This window comes from Streptomyces sp. MB09-02B (assembly GCF_033794485.1).
Taxonomy (GTDB): Bacteria; Actinomycetota; Actinomycetes; order Streptomycetales; family Streptomycetaceae; genus Streptomyces.
In genome coordinates this window covers 1-17,223 of the sequence record NZ_JARGEE010000194.1, presented here as the reverse complement: position 1 = coordinate 17,223, position 17,223 = coordinate 1, and the positions used below count along the sequence as shown (strand labels likewise).

Here is a 17,223-nt window from a genome sequence, read left to right as displayed (position 1 = left end):
CACCCGGCATCCCACCAGCACCCCCAGCCCGGATGCCGCCCCCTACTAACCCTTACGTGCACCTTTGTATGCCAGTTTGATCACACCAACCCTCCCGGCTCAATCCAAGTGCAACGGCATCGCTACCATGGCCGGGGCCGGTGGACCGTACCCGGCCGGGTCAGACCGACAAGCAAGCCGGCCGGCCCCAATCCCCGCTCCCGGAGGGTTCTTCCGTGCCGGCTGGAACGCTGTACCGCGGCCGGGAAGGAATGTGGTCCTGGGTGGCTCATCGAGTCACCGGCGTCCTCATCTTCTTCTTCCTGTTCGTACACGTGCTGGACACCGCTCTCGTCCGTGTCTCCCCCGACGCCTACGACAAGGTCGTGGCCACGTACAAGACGCCGATCGTCGCGCTGCTGGAGTACGGCCTCGTCGCCGCAGTCCTCTTCCACGCGCTCAACGGTCTTCGGGTCATCGCCGTCGACTTCTGGTCCAACGGCCCCCGTCACCAGAAGACGATGCTGTGGTCCGTCGTCGGCATCTGGCTCGTGCTGATGATCGGGGCCCTGTACCCCGTCCTCGGCCACGCCGTCCGTGAAGTCTTCGGGAGCTGAGGCAGATGTCCGCCACTGAAACCACCGCGTCCGGCATCGGCCCCGTCGAGGGCGCCGGGGAGCTGTCGGGCTACAGCCCGGACAACCCGGCCCCCTTCATCGAGCCGCCCCGCAAGCGCACCAAGAAGACCCCGAAGTCGACCCGCGGCAACTTCGAGATGGTCGCGTGGCTCTTCATGCGCCTCTCCGGCATCGTCCTGGTCGTCCTGGTCATCGGCCACCTGCTGATCCAGCTCGTCCTCGACGGCGGCGTCTCCAAGATCGGCTTCGCGTTCGTCGCGGGCCGCTGGGCCTCGCCGTTCTGGCAGACCTGGGACCTGCTGATGCTGTGGCTCGCGATGCTGCACGGCGCGAACGGCCTGCGCACGGTCATCAACGACTACGCGGAGCGCCCGAACACGCGGCTGTGGCTCAAGGGCCTGCTGTACACCGCCACGGTGTTCACCATCCTGCTGGGCACGCTGGTGATCTTCACCTTCGACCCGAACATCCGCTAGGCACGGGGCTGAGGCAACCGATCATGAAGATCCACAAGTACGACACCGTCATCGTCGGCGCCGGCGGCGCCGGTATGCGTGCGGCCATCGAGTCCACGCAGCGCAGCCGCACCGCCGTGCTGACCAAGCTGTACCCCACCCGCTCCCACACGGGCGCCGCGCAGGGCGGCATGGCCGCCGCGCTCGCCAACGTGGAGGAGGACAACTGGGAGTGGCACACCTTCGACACCGTCAAGGGCGGTGACTACCTGGTCGACCAGGACGCCGCCGAGATCCTGGCGAAGGAGGCCATCGACTCCGTCCTCGACCTGGAGAAGATGGGCCTGCCGTTCAACCGGACGCCCAACGGGACGATCGACCAGCGCCGCTTCGGCGGTCACAGCCGGAACCACGGCGAGGCCCCGGTCCGCCGCTCCTGCTACGCGGCCGACCGCACCGGTCACATGATCCTCCAGACGCTCTACCAGAACTGCGTCAAGCACGGCGTGGAGTTCTTCAACGAGTTCTACGTCCTGGACCAGCTGATCACCGAGGTCGACGGCGTCAAGAAGTCGGCCGGTGTCGTCGCGTACGAACTCGCCACCGGTGAGATCCACGTCTTCCAGGCGAAGGCCGTGATCTACGCGTCCGGCGGCACCGGCAAGTTCTTCAAGGTGACGTCGAACGCGCACACCCTGACCGGTGACGGCCAGGCGGCCGTCTACCGTCGCGGGCTGCCGCTGGAGGACATGGAGTTCTTCCAGTTCCACCCGACCGGCATCTGGCGCATGGGCATCCTGCTGACGGAGGGCGCCCGCGGTGAGGGCGGCATCCTCCGCAACAAGGACGGCGAGCGCTTCATGGAGAAGTACGCGCCGGTGATGAAGGACCTGGCGTCGCGAGACGTCGTGTCCCGGTCCATCTACACGGAGATCCGCGAGGGCCGCGGCTGCGGTCCCGAGGGCGACCACGTCTACCTCGACCTCACGCACCTCCCGCCGGAGCAACTCGACGCCAAGCTCCCGGACATCACCGAGTTCGCGCGGACGTACCTCGGCATCGAGCCCTACACGGACCCGATCCCGATCCAGCCGACCGCGCACTACGCCATGGGCGGCATCCCGACGAACGTCGAGGGTGAGGTCCTCAGCGACAACACCACCGTCGTCCCCGGTCTGTACGCCGCCGGTGAGGTCGCCTGTGTCTCCGTGCACGGCGCCAACCGTCTGGGCACCAACTCGCTGCTCGACATCAACGTGTTCGGCAAGCGGGCGGGCATCGCCGCCGCCGACTACTCGCAGACGGCCGACTTCGTCGAGCTGCCGGAGAACCCGGAGTCCCTGGTCGTCGAGCAGATCGAGCGGCTGCGCGCCTCCACGGGCAACGAGCGCGTGGCGGAGCTGCGGCGCGAGCTGCAGGAGACCATGGACGCCAACGTCATGGTGTTCCGCACCGAGCAGACGATCAAGACGGCCGTCGAGAAGATCGCCGAGCTGCGCGCGCGCTACAAGAACGTGGCGATCCAGGACAAGGGCCGCCGGTTCAACACCGACCTCCTGGAGGCCGTCGAGCTGGGCAACCTGCTCGACCTGGCCGAGGTCATGGCCGTCTCCGCGCTCGCGCGCAAGGAGTCCCGCGGTGGTCACTACCGCGAGGACTACCCCAACCGCGACGACGTCAACTTCATGCGTCACACCATGGCGTACCGCGAGGTCGGCGACGACGGCTCCGAGACCGTCCGCCTCGACTACAAGCCGGTCGTCCAGACCCGCTACCAGCCGATGGAGCGTAAGTACTGATGGCAACCCCGACCCTGGACAAGGCGGACGCGGCAGGCAGCCCCGAGCCCGGTTTCGCCGACTCCCCGTACATCACGGTCACCTTCCGTGTCCGTCGCTTCAACTCCGAGGTCTCGGCCGAGGCCAGCTGGCAGGACTTCCAGCTGGAGATCGACCCCAAGGAGCGCGTCCTCGACGGTCTGCACAAGATCAAGTGGGATGTGGACGGCACGCTGACGTTCCGCCGTTCCTGCGCCCACGGCATCTGCGGGTCGGACGCCATGCGGATCAACGGCAAGAACCGTCTGGCCTGCAAGACGCTGATCAAGGACATCAACCCCGAGAAGCCGATCACGGTCGAGCCCATCAAGGGCCTCACGGTCCTGAAGGACCTGGTCGTGGACATGGAGCCGTTCTTCCAGGCGTACCGGGACGTGATGCCCTTCCTGATCACGAAGGACACCAACGAGCCGACGCGTGAGCGGTTCCAGACCGCCGAGGACCGTGAGCGCTTCGACGACACCACGAAGTGCATCCTCTGCGCCGCGTGCACGTCCTCGTGCCCGGTGTTCTGGAACGACGGCCAGTACTTCGGTCCGGCCGCGATCGTCAACGCCCACCGCTTCATCTTCGACTCGCGTGACGAGGCCGGCGAGCAGCGGCTGGAGATCCTCAACGACCGTGACGGCGTGTGGCGTTGCCGTACGACGTTCAACTGCACGGACGCCTGCCCGCGCGGTATCGAGGTCACCAAGGCGATCCAGGAGGTGAAGCGGGCGCTCATCACGCGCCGCTTCTGAGCCGCCGCGGCACCGCATGAGGAAGGCCCGCAGGATCCCTGCGGGCCTTCCTCATGCTCGGCGTGCGCGCGGGCGTGCCCACGCACGAGGGCGCACGCATCAGGGCGCACGCATCAGGGCGCACGACGAGGGCCCCGTCCCCGCGCGGAGCCTTGGGGGAAGCTCCGCGGTGGACGAGGCCCTTCGGTCGATCGCCTGAGCGGCGATCCTCCGCACTCAGCCGCGCAGGACACGACCCTGCGCGTCGGTGCGGTCGTTGCTCGTGAGGAACAGGATGCCGTCGATCAGGGACCAGAAGCCCAGACCACCGCAGGTGAGGAGCTGGGCGACGCCCACGCCGACGGAACCGACGTAGAAACGACCGATGCCGAGCGTGCCGAGGAAGAGCTGCAGAACACCGGCGACGATCTTCGACTTGTCGGAGTACGGGCGACCCTGCGGGTCGTGGCCGAAGGGAGCGTCAGGGGTGGGGACGGTCATGGAAGTAACTCCTGGATGTACTGACTGAAATACCGAAGCTGATTGCCCCGGGAGCGATCACAGGAGAGAAGGCGTGGCAGAGAACCCACTGCGATCGGGCACGGCGAACACCGACCGACGATCGAGCACGACGTAATCCCCCGTCATCCCCCCTGTAGCCGTTGCAGCGTAATGAGACGTGAGGCGCGGATGGGAGTGGATCGGGGTGATCGTTCCGATTCCGTGATCCGATTCCAGCCAACTTGCGACAACTGAGCAACATAAAGCGGGCGTAAGGGATGTACGGGCGTCGGGCGGGCTCGGCGGGGGCCGATCAGTGCAGATTGCGGACGATCGTCCACGTCACCGCGACGCCCAGGATCAGGGCCTGGGTGCGGGGTTTCAGCCCGGGTCGCCAGCGGCGGCCGCGCAGCCCCTCGACGGCCCAACGGCCGAGCAGGACGAGGGCGAAGGGCGCGGCGAGCATCAGCATCCGGTTGTCGTGCCAGGCGGCGGTGAACTGGCCGTGCATCAGGTCGTACACCATGCGGGTGCCACCGCAGGCGGGGCAGAGCAGCCCGGTGACATAGCGGAACGGGCACTGGGGCAGCAGATGGCCGGGCTCGTGCGGGTTGGTGCCGTACAGGTACGCGGCGCCCGCCAGCCCGGCGGCGGCCACCGCGAGGGGTGCCGCCGCCGGATGCCGGAGGGTGCTGAGGCCGCGCTCAGCCACGCAGGACACGTCCGTTGGAGTCCGTGGTGTTGCTGCTGGTGAGCAGGATGATGCCGTCGACCAGCGACCAGATGCCGAGGCCGCCGCAGGTGAGGAGCTGCGCGACGCCGAGGCCGACATGACCGATGTAGAAGCGGCCGACGCCGAAGGCACCCAGGAACAGCGAGAGGATGCCCGCGACGATCTTCGACTTGTCGGAGTACGGGCGGCCGTACGGGTCGTACCCGTAGGGGGCGTTGGGGTCGCCCGTGTACGCGCCGCCCGGCGTCGGGGGCACCTGGTAGCCACCCTGGGGGTAACCGCCCTGCTGGGGGTAGCCGTAGCCGGGCTGGCCCGCGCCCGGCTGCTGGTAGCCGCCCTGCGGAGCCCCGTACGGACCCGCGGCCGGCTGGCCGGGGGCGGCGTTCGGGTACCCGTATCCGGGCTGCGGCGGCTGCGGGGGCTGAGCGGGCTGCTGAGGCTGCTCGGTCACGGTACTGACTCCTGCGTGTTGATTGCTTGAGCGGCTGAAAAACTCACTATGGGCTGTCCGTCATATTGCAGGAGGGAAGGGCCCGGAGAGAAGTTGTTACTTCGACCGGTGCCCGTCCCGACTCCCGCATGTGGGCGGAGTCACATCGCCTTGCCCCCGTCGGCCGCACAGACGTTTCACAGCTGGCTGACGATCGTCGGGTCCGTGATCTCCGTGTCCTTGGCGAGCAGCATCGCCTTGCTGAGGATGACTGCGAGCATACGGTCGCCCTCGAAGGGGAGATAGCCGGTCTGCGCGGTTCCGTTCCTTCCGTTCCCGCCCTCGACGGTCGACTTGGGGACGACGCACAGATAGCGGTCGTTCGGGGACATCAGGATGTTGCCGGAGCCGAGGTGGATCCGGTACGTGTGCAGTGCGCCCTCGACCTGGAGGAACCGCCCTTCGAGCGTGCACCGGTCGGCGATCGCGAGCCGTGGCACGAGCCGCTCCAGCAGCGTCCGGCGGGTCTCGGCGCTCTGGTCCAGCTCGCCGAAGCCGTACGACGTCCAGTACTCGACGAAGCGGCCCTCGGGTCCCCCGTCCTGCCAGGTCGGGTCGTTGCCGACGCTGGCGACACCCACGAACAGGTCGACGTCGCGCAGCACTTCGGAGAGGACGAGCGGCGGTACGGCGGCGAGCGGAACCGGGTCGACCGGATCGCGGCCGTCGGGCAGCCACATCGCGTACGCGCCGCCCCAGCAGGGGGCCTGGTTCTGTGGGGCGTCGAGCGGATAGAAGCGGACCTGGTCGGTCCGCAGCCGCAGATAGGCACCGGAGTCGGTGGTCTCCTCCCCGTACTCGTGCCCCTCCCCCTCGATCCAGTACTCAGCCCGCAGCCCCCACTGCGGCAGTTCGCGGGTCGCGGGCGGCGCCACGTCGTCGACGGACAGCCGGAGCCTGTTGCGCCAGCCCCTGGTCGCGGCGAGGGAGTGGAACTGGTGCTGCCGCAGGATGTGCCCCGCGAAGCGGTTGGAGTAGACGGCGGTGGCGCGCTCGGCGTCGGTGAGCGGATACACCTCGCGGTGGGCCTGCTTGAAGGGCTGGGTGATCCCCTGCCGCTCCAGCCGGTCACGCCAGGCGACGACCTCGGGGGGGTCGCGGTCCAGGGGGTGCCAGAGTTCGACCCGGGTGCCCGGGCCGACCGGGCCGACCGGATCGACCGGATCGCCGGTCAGGGTGCGCGGCTCGCCGTCGGCCCACCCGACGGTCGTGCCGTCGACGACCCAGAGGAGACGGCGGGCGAGGGTGCCGACGAGGGGGTGGTCCAGGTACCGCTGCCGCCACGCGTCGTAGGTCCGGGTCCGGCGCGCGAGGAACTGCCGGTCGAGGCGCTCGCTCTGCGCGGTGAGCATCCTGTCGATGTCCTTGACGGTGGCCTTGAGCTCCTTCAACTCCTCGGCGTGGTCGCGCCGCACGGTGGCCGGCACGCTTCTGACGGCCTTGCCCGCCGCGTTGCACCAGGTGAGGACCGCCCGGGTGCCCTGGACGCGGATCTCCGCAGTGACATCACCGAACCGGTGCTCGACGCGCCCGACCTCGGTGAGACCGTACGCCGGAACGGCCAGCTCCTCGATCTCCTCCCGGCCGAGTCCGAGCGCGGTGGCCCGGTCGGTGAGGGCGGTGTCGACGAGCTTCGCGGTGTTCTTGTAGGTGACGCGGGTGGCGAGCCGGGCGAGCTCCGCGAGGGCGCCGTCGCCGTCGACCCGGGTCAGGGCGACGACGGCGGCGTTGGCGACCTTGGGGCTGCGGGGGCCGATGCCGGCGACCTTCCTGAGCGAGGTCTCGACGAGGGCGCCGAGGGCGCGGGTGGTCTCCGGGTGCGGCAGGAGGAGCGAGACCAGCCAGGTGAGGCCGCGCAGGGCGGTCGCGTTGAAGGCGTCGAACGCCTGGTTGACGTCCGGCTCGTGCTCCTGCCGCTCCAGCGGGAGGGTGCGCGGGCGGCCGACGAGGGCAAGCCAGGACACAACGGTGGTGCGGACGCGCTCGGCGCCGAGGGCGTCGATGAGCGTGCGGGCCGTGGCGTCCCACTTGGCACTGGGCTTGGAGGTGGTGGCGGTGAGGGCGTGGGCGAGGAGGGCGTGCCAATGAGCACGGTCGGTGCGCTGGGCGTCGGCCGCGGCCATCTCGTGCTCGGCGTCGGCCGCGGCCGTCTCGCGCTCGGCGTCCGCCACGGCCATGGCGTGCTCGGCCCACTGCTCGCCGACGTTGAGGAGTGGCTCGGCGAACGTCTTCGTGAGGGTGACCAGCTCCGGATCGCAGTACGAGTCCATGCTGGAGCGGCGGAAGACGGCGACGACGGGGGCGGGCAGGGGGCGCCCGGAGGCCAGCTCGGCCTCGGCGAGGGCGTAGAAGGGCCCGGACTGCCAGAAGTTGACCCGCCGACCGAGCCGCTCCAGCTCGGCGCGCCGCTCTTCGGCGAGCAACTCCCCTGAGCTGTCGGCGCCGATCATGCAGAGCAGGGCGATGGCGCCGGACCGGGCGACGGAGTCCTGTTCCAAGGCGTAGAAGCGACGGACGAAGGCGTCCACGAACGGAACCCGGTTCTCGTCGGACAGCCCTCGCAACTCGTCGAGGAGGTGCGTCCACCCACCGTCCCAGTACCCCTTGGTGGCGAAGACGGCCTTCATCACCTCGTCGGCGAGCCGCTCCATGTCCCCGGCCTCGATCCGGTTCCGCGCCCGCTGGACGAGGGAGCGGGGCGTGTGCGCGGGCATCAGCCGCCCACCAGGGGGACGAGCCGGAGGAAGGTGACCTCGGTACCGGCGGCCAGCTCGATCTCCTCGTCCAGCTCGGTGACCTGCCGGTCGCCGACGAGCACGAGGAGGCCGTTCCCGGCGAAGGCCCGAAGCGCGGCCTCGGCGCGGGCCTCCGGGGGTTCGGCGGGCGTCTGTGCCGGGCGTCGAGCCGAACCTTCGGCGGGCGTCAGGAAAACCCGCCGCCGGATCAGCTCCTCCACCGTCACCCGCTCCTCGACGAGTTCGACCACCCGGCCCTCGCCCCGCACCCCACTCGCCGTCTTTTCGACGAACGTCACCGTTGCCATGAGGGGGACAGTAAGGGGCAGCACTGACAAGTGCCGACCGTCGGCCCGCGTCCTCGGACCGGCAAGTCAGCCCAGGTCCTGCGACATGGGCGTGTACTCCTCCCACCCCTCCGGGTCCTTCTCCACGGCGTCGAGCAGCCGCCCGAATGCCGCCTCCTCGCCGAGGACCCCGGAGTACGCCTCACGGACCCGGTTCCCGTTGATGTCGGCGGCGGGCGTGCCGGGGGCCACCCGCTCGAAGGCCTTCTGGGACCTCGCCACGAAGTCGCGGTACTTCATGGTCTTGACGGCGGAGTCGAACGCCGGACCGCGCAGCCCCTCCACCTCGGCGGCGAGTTCGAGCAGATACGCGTCGGTGAAGCCGTCGACGATCTCCTCGGGCTGGTTCTCGTAGAGCACGGCGTGGTACTCGGCGAACTTGCCCTCCGCCAGCGCGGCCCGCAGGGCATTCGCCGCCTTCTTCGAGCCACTGCCGCCCAGCTTGTCGTCCAGGAAGGAGGCAAGGGTGTACTCGGTCACCACCCTGCGCGCCAACGTCCGCTGCAGCGCGGCCGGAGCGCCGGTCCGCTCGAACTCCTCGCAGACGGGGCAGCGCATGTCCTCGTAGAGGCGGAGGGTGACCGGCGCGTGCGGGTCCCCGACGCGGATCGTCGTGCCGTCGGTGTCCAGCTCCTCCGGCAACTCCCGCAGGTCGCCGTAGGGGGGCTGCGCTCCGCCCAGGCGGGCCGCTCACCGCAACCGCCGAGCAGCAGCCCCAGTGCGACGACCACCACGGCCGTCATCCGTCTTCTCCGCGCACCCACCATCGACGCCCACCCTCCACCACTCACCGAAGGGCCGGATCACAGCCTGCGCGGCTCCCCTCCCTCGACATCCGTCGTCCTCGCCCCGAACCCCTGGGGCCGACATGTCCGCGTACTGTACGACACAGGCCGCTGACCAGGAACTATCAAAAAAAGACCTCTCCTGTCCGTACGACCCCCACGCCCCCAACAGGCCTTCCCCGCACGCACGTTCGACGCGTCGACGCGTCGACGAAAAGCCTGTTCCTCTCGGCACCACCTCACGAACGCGTGCGCATGTGTGCAGATACCGGGCAAGGCGCCCACAACAGCGCGTGGCCGTCCAGCAAGCGGCGCCGCATGGCCGGATTGCGTCCAACTCCCGTGACGGATGGGGCGGTTGTTCACACACTGACCCCATGAACCTCCTGAGGAAAGCCTCGGCCGCCCTTACGGCCGTGGCCGCGATCCTGATCGCGACACCCCCCACAGCCTCGGCGACGCCCACCCCACACGACACGTCAGGCCACTCGTACGGCGGCGGCACGCTCGTTCGGGAGAACTTCGACCGCCTCCCCCTCGGCCCGGTGACGAAGGGCAGAGGCTGGACCACCGACACCTCCAACGGCACCCTGACCGTCGCGCCCAGCTCCACCGGCCACGGTCGCGAACTGCGCCTACGCACCGAGGGCAACGGCCGCGCCTTCATGGTCCTGTCCGACCTCGCGCCACGCGGCAACAGCTTCTGGGCCCGGATGCGGCTGCGCGTGACCGAGTTCCCCACGGCCCCGGACTGGGCCCACTGGACTCTGGCCGAAGCCTCGGGCCCCGACTCCCCCACCCTGGTCCGCCCCCTCGGCGGCCAGTACGCCCCCACGGACAAGGGCAACTTCTGGGGCGTCGGCTCGGACCTGGGCCCGACGGGTGACTGGACGAACTGGAAGACGTCGGCCCCGGCGGTCGCGGGCAAGTGGCAGTGCGTGGAATTCCACCTGGACGCCACGGACAACCGCGTCACGGTCTACTTCGACGGCGTGGCCCAGCCCGACCTGACCGTCACCACCACCCAACACGGCGGCACGACGGACGACTTCGTCTTCCCCACCTTCGACGAACTGAAGCTGGGCTGGCAGCTGTACCAGGCGGGCCCCACCCCCTCGTCGTACGACATGCGCATGGACGACATCGCGGTGAGCACGCGGCGGGTCGGGGGCTGCGGCAGCTGACCCACTACCGGTGGGGCCGGCCGTACTTCGCCGCGGCCGGCCCCACCGTGACTGCCCCTATGGAGGACGACTACCTCGACTCATCGCCCGTCAGGTCGATCACCACCTCATCAGGTCATCGGTCCCGTCGCCATGGAGCCTCGACGTCCCGCGGCCGATCGGGACCCCGGACGCTAACGGGGACGGCGTTCCCGACGTATGGACGGTTCGTTCCGACGGTTCGGTGCGCTTCTACGTCGGCGGCAAGGCCGTCCTGGCCGGATCGGGTACGGAGATCGGGGCTCAGCACGGGGTGACCCCGCTGAGCCCCTCGTGGCGTCACGGCTCTGTCAGCCGCACGGCACGAGTGCTGTCGCTCCCACCGATACCGACTCCATCGATCTAATCTGACGACATGTCAGACAATGAGTCGTACGACCTGCTCGGCTTCGACAACGTCCTGCTCCCCGTCGGTGACCTCGGCGAAGCCGTCTCCTTCTACGAGCGGGCCGGGTTCGAGGTGGGCTTCCGGCTGGACGAGGCCGGGATCGCGGGGCTGAAGGTCGGCAAGGAGACGCCCGGGCTGCTGTTGCGGGTGGAGGAGGAGTTGCCGCAGCGGCCGCCCGCGTGGGCGTCCGCGCGGGTGTGGCTGGAGGTGCCCGACGCGCGGGCCGCCGCCCGCGCCCTCGCGGCGGCCGGAGTGCCGCCGCTCGACGCCCCCTTCTCCGTCGCCACCGGGTGGACCGTCGAGTTCGCGGACCCCTGGGGGAACGTCATCGGGCTCACGGACTACGGCAAGCGGCCGGAGCTGGCCCGCACCGGATGATCGGTTCACCGATCGATCGGTTGAACGCGTTCAAAAACAGCGCTACAGTCTCCCCCAGGACGCTTTGAACGCGTTCAAGAATGCCACTGAGGGGTGGGGACATGGATCTCACGGTCGTCGCGTACGTCGTCTATTCGCTGGTCAGCGTGGGGCTGACGGTGTGGGTGGCACGGACGTTGAGCAGGAACGGGCGGATCTTCCTCTCGGACGTGCTGCGGGGGAACGAGACGCTCGCGGACGCCGTGAACCACCTGCTGGTGGTCGGCTTCTATCTCGTGAACCTGGGCTTCGTGGCGCTGTATCTGAACGCCGACGGCTCCATCACCAGCCCCCGTGAGGTCTTCGAGGCGGTGTCGGCGAAGCTCGGCGTGGTGCTGCTCGTGCTCGGCGCGCTGCACCTGGGGAACGTGTTCGTGCTGAACAAGTTCCGGCGGCGGGGCGTCATGGAACGCGAGCAGCTGCCGCCGGTCGCACCGCAGGGCTGGGTCGCTCCGACGGGCCGCGTATGAGCGCCACGGCCGGGCCGGCCGCCGTGGACCGGGGCGCCGAGCGCGTCCCGGTCCACGGGCTCACCGTGCTGTACGACGCCGGGTGCGGGCTGTGCGCCTTCCTTCGGGAGTGGCTGGGGAAGCAGCTCCAGTTGGTTCCCCTGACGTTCGTGGCAGCGGGTTCGGAGGAGGCGCGGCGGCTGTTTCCGTCGCTCGATCACGCGGCCACGTTGGAGGAGATCACGATCGTCGGGGACGGCGGGCAGGTGTACCGGGGGTCCGCCGCCTGGATCGTGTGCCTGTGGGCCCTGCGCGCGCACCGGCCGCTCGCGCACCGGCTGAGCACCCCGGCGGGCGCCCGGCTCGCACGCACCGCCGTACTGACCGCCGCGAAGTGGCGGGGCGCCCACCGGCAGCCCGGCTCGGGCTGCGGAAGCGGCGGGGCCGAGCTGACGGGATGGTCGTACGACCGCCGGTACGGGTGGGTGTACCGGACTCCCGGAGACTGCGACAGCGGTACCTGCCCGACTCGTTAGGCTCTGCCCGTGCCCGCAGCGAACGACAGCCCCAGCCCAGAGCCCGTTGACGACCAGCTCGACGCGGGGCCCGGCGGCCCTGGGAACGGTTCGGAACAACCCGGCCCCCGGGGCACCGCCAAGTCCGAGCAGACCCGCGCGCTGATCCTGGAGACCGCGCTGCGGCTCTTCCAGGAGCGCGGGTACGACAAGACGACGATGCGGGCCATCGCCAAGGAGGCCGGCGTCTCCGTCGGGAACGCGTACTACTACTTCGCCGGCAAGGAACACCTGATCCAGGGGTTCTACGACCGGATCGGCGCGGAGCACCTGGTGGCGGTGCGGCCCGTGCTGGAGCGGGAGAAGGATCTGGAGGCGCGGATCGCGGGGGTGCTGAAGGCGTGGCTGGACGTGGCGGAGCCGTATCACGAGTTCGCGGCGCAGTTCTTCAAGAACGCGGCCGATCCGCAGAGCCCGCTCAGTCCCTTCTCCCCCGAGTCGGAGGGGCCGCGCGAGGAGTCCATCGCCATCCACCGCGAGGTGCTCGCCGGGTCCAAGGCCAAGGTCCCGGACGAACTCCGGGACATCCTCCCCGAGTTGATGTGGCTCTCCCTGATGGGGCTCGTCCTGTACTGGGTCTTCGACCGGAGCGAGGGGCGCGCCCGCAGCTACCGGCTGGCCGAGCGGGGGGCCCGGCTGACCACCCGGGGCGTCTCGCTGGCACGGTTCCGCGCGCTGCGTCCGCTGGTCCGCGAGGTGCACGAGCTGTTCACGGACTTCCTGCCGGGGATGACGAAGGGGACGCCGGGGGAGGGCGGCGAGGCGCGGGCGGCGGAGTGATCGTCGGGTGAACGGGATCGAACGGGACACTTGGCTCCGCTCCTGCCTACGATGATGGCCTCGGCACCAGCCCACAGGAGGCACGTGATGTCCACAGCATCCGTCGAGCGGCCCCATGGAGACCGTCCGCTCATCGCGGAGGCGAACCAGGTCATGGACCGCCTTCCGGGGTATCGCGTCGAGATCATCGGAGGCACGATCGTCGTGACGCCGCCCGCCAACTTCGCCCACGCCCGTGCTCTGTCCAGGTTGCGGAGTCCCTTCATCGCCGCAGGGCTGGGGGACGGGGATTCCGAGGTGACCGAGGGTGTCGGGCTCTGGCTGCCGGGTGGTGCCGAGGACTACGCGATCCCCGACCTCGTGGTCGTCGACGCCGACATCGAAGATCACCTCGTCGAGAACAACTGCTACGACCCGATCGCCTTCCGTCTCGTTCTCGAGGTCACCTCCAGCAACTACCAGAACGACCTCCGCGCCAAGGTCACCGCGTATGCCCAGGCGAAGATCCCGGTCTACGTCATCGTCAACCGCCAGCACCAGCGCCTCCACGTACTCACCGACCCCGCCGGCGACACGTACGCCAGCCACCGCGTACACGCCCCCGGCGAGACCGTCACCCTGCCCGAGTCCATCGGCGCCAAAGTCACCCTGGACGTCGAGGCGATCCTCAAGGCAGGTCAGCCGAAAACTAATTGACCACGCCAGCGCCGCCCGCCCGCACACCGACCTGACGCGCCCGCGAGACGTGCGGCGGTGCGGTGGTCGTCGCCAGCAGATACGGCCCCGGGCCCGGTACGGCGACGATGTACGAACCGTCCGCGAGGTCGACCTCACCCGTCTGGTCCGCGACGCCGCCGTCGACCTGCGTGCCCAGCAGCCCGACCGTCCGGTCACGGTCACGGTCCGCGCCGACGGCGGCGGCGGGAGGACGCGTGCCGGATCTTCGACCGTTTCTTCCGGGCGGGGGGCGGCGCCGGCAGCGGCCTGGGCATGGCCATCGTGCAGGGCGTGGTGGAAGCCCATGAGGGCGAGGTCTCGGTGAGCACGGCCCCGGGCGATGGCCTGAAAGTGACGGTCACCCTCCTACCAGCGCCCAGACCGTCTTCCCGTGCCGTCCCCGGCTCCACACCCCCCAGCCCGCGGCGAGGTGCTCCACGAGCCGCAGCCCCCGCCCCGTCTCCTCCCAGTCCCCCACGTCCCTGATCCGGGGCACGGTCATGTCCTCGTCGGAGACCTCGACCAGGCAGGTCCCGTCGGCCAGGGCGGTCACGGCGATCTCGAACTCCCGCTCCAGCAGGGGCCCGTGGCGTACGACGTTGGTCGCGAGCTCGGAGACGACGAGGACGACGTCCTCCAGGGTCGCGGAGCCCTCCTTGTGCCCCCAGTCGACCAGATGTTCCCGGACGCGTCGCCGGGCGAGCCCCACGGACGCCGGATGGCGGGGCAGCCGGAAGGAGTTGCGTCTCAACACGTGTGCTCCTCACCCCGGACACACCCCCGACACAGAACGATGCGGGGGGCGGGCACGCCGTGTCACTCCCGCGAACGTCCGGCCCGCGACTTCGCGTCAGCTGTCACGCGGCGTCTGTCATATCCAGTCCAGCCGCCACAGCCGGAAGACGCCGGTGTCGTCGGACAGGTACTGCGCCCCGCCGACGTCCTCGCTGCTGAGCACGTACTCCTTGCGCTGCCACAGCGGGATCATCGGCACGTCCTGCGCCACGACCTCCTGGAGTTCCTTGAAGTCCGCCGCGGCCCGGCTGCGGTCCTCGTACCGCTGGCTGTCCTTGATCAGCCGGTCGGCCTGCCCGCTGCTGTAGCCGTTGTTCAGGGAGCCGCCGGTGCCGACGAGGGGCCCGCTGAAGGTGTCGGGGTCGGGGTAGTCGGCGACCCAGCCCACCCCGTACGCGTCCAGCTTGCCCTCGGCGTACCGCTTCTGGAAGGCGGTCCACTCGTACGCCTTGGTCGTCACGTAGAAGAGCCCGCTCGCCTCCAACTGCTGCTTCAGTTCGGCGGCCTCGGCGGCGGCCGAGCCGCTGCCCTCGGCGTAGCCGAAGGTGAAGCGGACCGGCATGCCGACACCGGCCTCGTCGAGCAGCTTGCGGGCCCGCTGCGGGTCGGGCCGGGGGTTCGCGTCGAAGAACGAGGTCGTGTGGCCCGTGAGTCCGGCCGGGATGAGCGAGTACAGGGGCTCGGTGGTGCCCTGGTAGACCTCGGCGACCAGCTTCTCCCGGTTGATCAGCGCGGCCAGCGCCTGCCGCACCCGGCGGTCCTGGAACGGCGAGCCCACCCGCACGTTGAGCACCAGGTTGCGGGTCTCGGTGCTGTCGGCCTCGGTGACCCGCTGGTCGAGGTCGCTCGGCGAGACGGCGGCGAGCGTCGCGGGCGGCAGTGTGCGCGAGGCGACGTCCACCCGGCGCGCCGTCCATGCCTTCTGGAGCGCGGCCGAGTCCTCGTAGTAGCGCATGAGGACCGGCCTGCGGGCCCCCTGGGCCTCGCCCTGGTAGCCGTCGTTGGGGGTGAGGCGGGCCTGCCCGTCGCCGTACGACGTCAGGGTGTACGGGCCGGTGCCGTCGGCGCCGCCGTCCGTGCGCAGCCGGTTGACGGGGTACCTGGTCCGGTCGACGATCGACCCGGCTCCGGTGGCCACCTTGAACGGGAACGTGGCGTCCGGCGAGGACAGGCGGAAGGTGACGGACAGCCCGTCGGCGCTGACCGACTGCAGGGTGTCGAGCAACCCGGCCGGTCCGACATCGGAGTTGACGCGCTTGACCCGGTCGAAGGAGTACTTGACGTCCTTGCCGGTGACCTCGCGTCCGCTGGGGAATCTCAGCCCCGGGCGCAGGGTGCAGCGGTAGACGGTGAGCGCTTTGCCGAGGAACTCACAGCCGCGCGCGGCGTCGGGCACGGGTGCGCCGCCGCCCGGTTCGAAGGTCAGCAGCGACTGGAACACGTTGTTGAACAGGGCCCAGGACCCGGCGTCGTAGGCCCCGGCCGGGTCGAGCGAGGTGACCTTGTCGGTCGTGCCGACGACGATCGTCCTGTTCCCGTCCCGCTGGGCCGGCAGCAACTGCCAGCCGCCGATCGCCGCGATCGCCACCACCAGCAGCGACGCGAGAATCCGCACGCGAACCGACCGCATCGGTGCCCCTTCCAAGGACCCCACCCGGCCCACTACGCACAGTGGTTCCGCGGTGGCGCGGATCACCTAACCACAGTCGACTGTGTTGACGGAAGACAGCTTTTGTTGAGTTGAGAAAGAACTCGGTAAGCATGTCGCCATATGTGTCCGAAAGGCTTCCGCTCCTGTACCGGAAGCCTTCCTGACGAGCCGTCACGCCTGCTTCGACGCCAGCTCCACGACCGTGATGTCCGAGGGCGCCCCGACCCGCACCGGCGGCCCCCAGGCGCCCGCGCCGCGGCTCACGTAGAGCTGGGTGTCGCCGTAGCGCTCCAGCCCCGCGAGGGTCGGGTTGGCGGCCTGCGCGACATAGGTCATGGGCCACATCTGGCCACCGTGGGTGTGACCGGAGAGCTGGAGGTCGACGCCGTGGTCGACGGCATCGTGGATCTGCACGGGCTGGTGGGCCATGAGCACCACGGCGCGCGAGGTGTCCCGGTCACCGAGCGCCTTGGCGAAGTCGGGACCCTGGCCCTCGTCCTCGCCCGCGATGTCGTTCACTCCGGCGAGGTCGAGGTACGGCAGCTCGCGGCGGGCGTTCTCCAGCGGGGTCAGGCCCAGCCGCCGCACCTCCTCGACCCACTGCTCGGCGCCGGAGATGTACTCGTGGTTGCCGGTGACGAAGTAGCTGCCGTGGCGTGCCTTCAGTCCGGCGAGCGGTGCCGCCGCCGGGCCGAGGTCCGCCACGTCGCCGTCGACCAGGTCGCCGACCACCGCGATCAGGTCGGGCTGTGTGGAGTTGATCGTGTCGACGACCTTCTGCGCGAAGCCCCGGCCCAGCATCGGTGAGAGGTGGATGTCGCTGACCACCGCGATGCGGAAACCGTGCGCGGCGCGCGGCAGCTTCGCCAGCGGCACCGTGACCCGCTTGAGCTTGGGTCCGCGGACGACGCCGTAGGTGCCGTAGCCGACCGTGCCCACGGCCGCGGCGGCGACGGCACCGCCCACCACCCGGGAGACGAAGAGGCGGCGGGAGGGGTCGGCCGGGGG

The 17,223-nt window shown here is 69.9% G+C and carries 19 protein-coding genes and 1 pseudogene; 11 read left to right on the top strand and 9 right to left on the bottom strand.

Features of this window, described 5'->3' with window-relative positions; all coding sequences use genetic code 11:
* The first annotated feature begins 215 nt into the window (after nucleotides 1–215).
* From sdhC to P1P70_RS25130, 4 genes are read left to right on the top strand one after another with little or no spacing between them, the layout of a single operon-like run.
* Nucleotides 216–596, top strand: a complete 381-nt coding sequence (gene sdhC / locus P1P70_RS25145; protein WP_078853945.1) for a succinate dehydrogenase, cytochrome b556 subunit — start codon at nucleotides 216–218, stop codon at nucleotides 594–596.
* Between the two features lie 5 nt (nucleotides 597–601).
* Complete coding sequence (locus P1P70_RS25140) at nucleotides 602–1,093, top strand: succinate dehydrogenase hydrophobic membrane anchor subunit (RefSeq protein ID WP_319241494.1); 492 nt, start codon at nucleotides 602–604, stop codon at nucleotides 1,091–1,093.
* Nucleotides 1,094–1,116: 23 nt separating this feature from the next.
* Nucleotides 1,117–2,871, top strand: a complete 1,755-nt coding sequence (gene sdhA / locus P1P70_RS25135; RefSeq protein ID WP_319241492.1) for a succinate dehydrogenase flavoprotein subunit — start codon at nucleotides 1,117–1,119, stop codon at nucleotides 2,869–2,871.
* Nucleotides 2,871–3,650 (top strand): succinate dehydrogenase iron-sulfur subunit, encoded by a 780-nt coding sequence (locus P1P70_RS25130; protein WP_045562915.1) that lies wholly within the window; start codon nucleotides 2,871–2,873, stop codon nucleotides 3,648–3,650. The genes sdhA and P1P70_RS25130 overlap by 1 nt, the downstream gene beginning before the upstream one ends.
* Nucleotides 3,651–3,866: 216 nt before the next feature.
* Here the strand turns inward: P1P70_RS25130 and P1P70_RS25125 are convergent, their stop codons facing one another.
* The 6 genes from P1P70_RS25125 to P1P70_RS25100 all read right to left on the bottom strand — a co-directional run bounded on the left by P1P70_RS25125 (nucleotide 3,867) and on the right by P1P70_RS25100 (nucleotide 9,077).
* Complete coding sequence (locus P1P70_RS25125) at nucleotides 3,867–4,130, bottom strand: TM2 domain-containing protein (RefSeq protein ID WP_013001272.1); 264 nt, start codon at nucleotides 4,128–4,130, stop codon at nucleotides 3,867–3,869.
* 313 nt (nucleotides 4,131–4,443) lie between these two features.
* Nucleotides 4,444–4,842 carry a DUF2752 domain-containing protein gene (locus P1P70_RS25120; protein WP_319241490.1) on the bottom strand — a complete coding sequence of 133 codons (399 nt, stop codon included), beginning with the start codon at nucleotides 4,840–4,842 and terminating at the stop codon, nucleotides 4,444–4,446.
* Complete coding sequence (locus P1P70_RS25115) at nucleotides 4,835–5,314, bottom strand: TM2 domain-containing protein (RefSeq protein ID WP_045562917.1); 480 nt, start codon at nucleotides 5,312–5,314, stop codon at nucleotides 4,835–4,837. Before P1P70_RS25115 ends, P1P70_RS25120 begins: the two co-directional genes overlap by 8 nt.
* Nucleotides 5,315–5,490: 176 nt before the next feature.
* Nucleotides 5,491–8,067: a DUF4132 domain-containing protein gene (locus tag P1P70_RS25110; RefSeq protein WP_319241488.1), complete on the bottom strand. Its 2,577-nt coding sequence runs from the start codon at nucleotides 8,065–8,067 to the stop codon at nucleotides 5,491–5,493.
* Nucleotides 8,067–8,396: a hypothetical protein gene (locus tag P1P70_RS25105; RefSeq protein WP_319241486.1), complete on the bottom strand. Its 330-nt coding sequence runs from the start codon at nucleotides 8,394–8,396 to the stop codon at nucleotides 8,067–8,069. Before P1P70_RS25105 ends, P1P70_RS25110 begins: the two co-directional genes overlap by 1 nt.
* A gap of 66 nt (nucleotides 8,397–8,462) precedes the next feature.
* On the bottom strand, nucleotides 8,463–9,077 hold the full coding sequence (locus P1P70_RS25100; RefSeq protein WP_319241484.1) for a DsbA family protein: 615 nt from the start codon (nucleotides 9,075–9,077) through the stop codon (nucleotides 8,463–8,465).
* Between the two features lie 520 nt (nucleotides 9,078–9,597).
* Between P1P70_RS25100 and P1P70_RS25095 the strand changes: the two genes are divergently transcribed.
* From P1P70_RS25095 to P1P70_RS25065, 7 genes and pseudogenes are all read left to right on the top strand, one after another.
* Nucleotides 9,598–10,404, top strand: a complete 807-nt coding sequence (locus P1P70_RS25095) for a hypothetical protein (RefSeq protein ID WP_319241482.1) — start codon at nucleotides 9,598–9,600, stop codon at nucleotides 10,402–10,404.
* A gap of 394 nt (nucleotides 10,405–10,798) precedes the next feature.
* The gene (locus tag P1P70_RS25090) at nucleotides 10,799–11,209 is read left to right on the top strand and encodes a VOC family protein (protein ID WP_319241480.1); all 411 of its coding nucleotides are present in this window, start codon (nucleotides 10,799–10,801) and stop codon (nucleotides 11,207–11,209) included.
* Nucleotides 11,210–11,310: 101 nt separating this feature from the next.
* Nucleotides 11,311–11,718: a hypothetical protein gene (locus tag P1P70_RS25085; RefSeq protein WP_319241478.1), complete on the top strand. Its 408-nt coding sequence runs from the start codon at nucleotides 11,311–11,313 to the stop codon at nucleotides 11,716–11,718.
* Entirely contained in the window at nucleotides 11,715–12,233 is a 519-nt protein-coding gene (locus P1P70_RS25080) for a thiol-disulfide oxidoreductase DCC family protein (protein ID WP_319241476.1), read from the top strand. Before P1P70_RS25085 ends, P1P70_RS25080 begins: the two co-directional genes overlap by 4 nt.
* 9 nt (nucleotides 12,234–12,242) lie before the next feature.
* Complete coding sequence (locus P1P70_RS25075) at nucleotides 12,243–13,052, top strand: TetR family transcriptional regulator (RefSeq protein ID WP_319241474.1); 810 nt, start codon at nucleotides 12,243–12,245, stop codon at nucleotides 13,050–13,052.
* A gap of 87 nt (nucleotides 13,053–13,139) precedes the next feature.
* Entirely contained in the window at nucleotides 13,140–13,748 is a 609-nt protein-coding gene (locus P1P70_RS25070) for a Uma2 family endonuclease (protein WP_319241472.1), read from the top strand.
* Between the two features lie 118 nt (nucleotides 13,749–13,866).
* Nucleotides 13,867–14,135 (top strand): annotated as a pseudogene (locus P1P70_RS25065) (ATP-binding protein); the annotation flags it as partial.
* Here the strand turns inward: P1P70_RS25065 and P1P70_RS25060 are convergent.
* The 3 genes from P1P70_RS25060 to P1P70_RS25050 all read right to left on the bottom strand — a co-directional run.
* A complete protein-coding gene (locus P1P70_RS25060; protein ID WP_319241470.1) occupies nucleotides 14,128–14,523 on the bottom strand; it encodes an ATP-binding protein in 396 nt (131 codons plus the stop codon). The pseudogene P1P70_RS25065 and the gene P1P70_RS25060 overlap by 8 nt on opposite strands.
* Nucleotides 14,524–14,640: 117 nt before the next feature.
* On the bottom strand, nucleotides 14,641–16,194 hold the full coding sequence (locus P1P70_RS25055; RefSeq protein WP_319241468.1) for an ABC transporter substrate-binding protein: 1,554 nt from the start codon (nucleotides 16,192–16,194) through the stop codon (nucleotides 14,641–14,643).
* 192 nt (nucleotides 16,195–16,386) lie between these two features.
* On the bottom strand, nucleotides 16,387–17,223 hold an 837-nt coding region (locus P1P70_RS25050), incomplete at its 5' end, for a metallophosphoesterase (protein WP_319241466.1).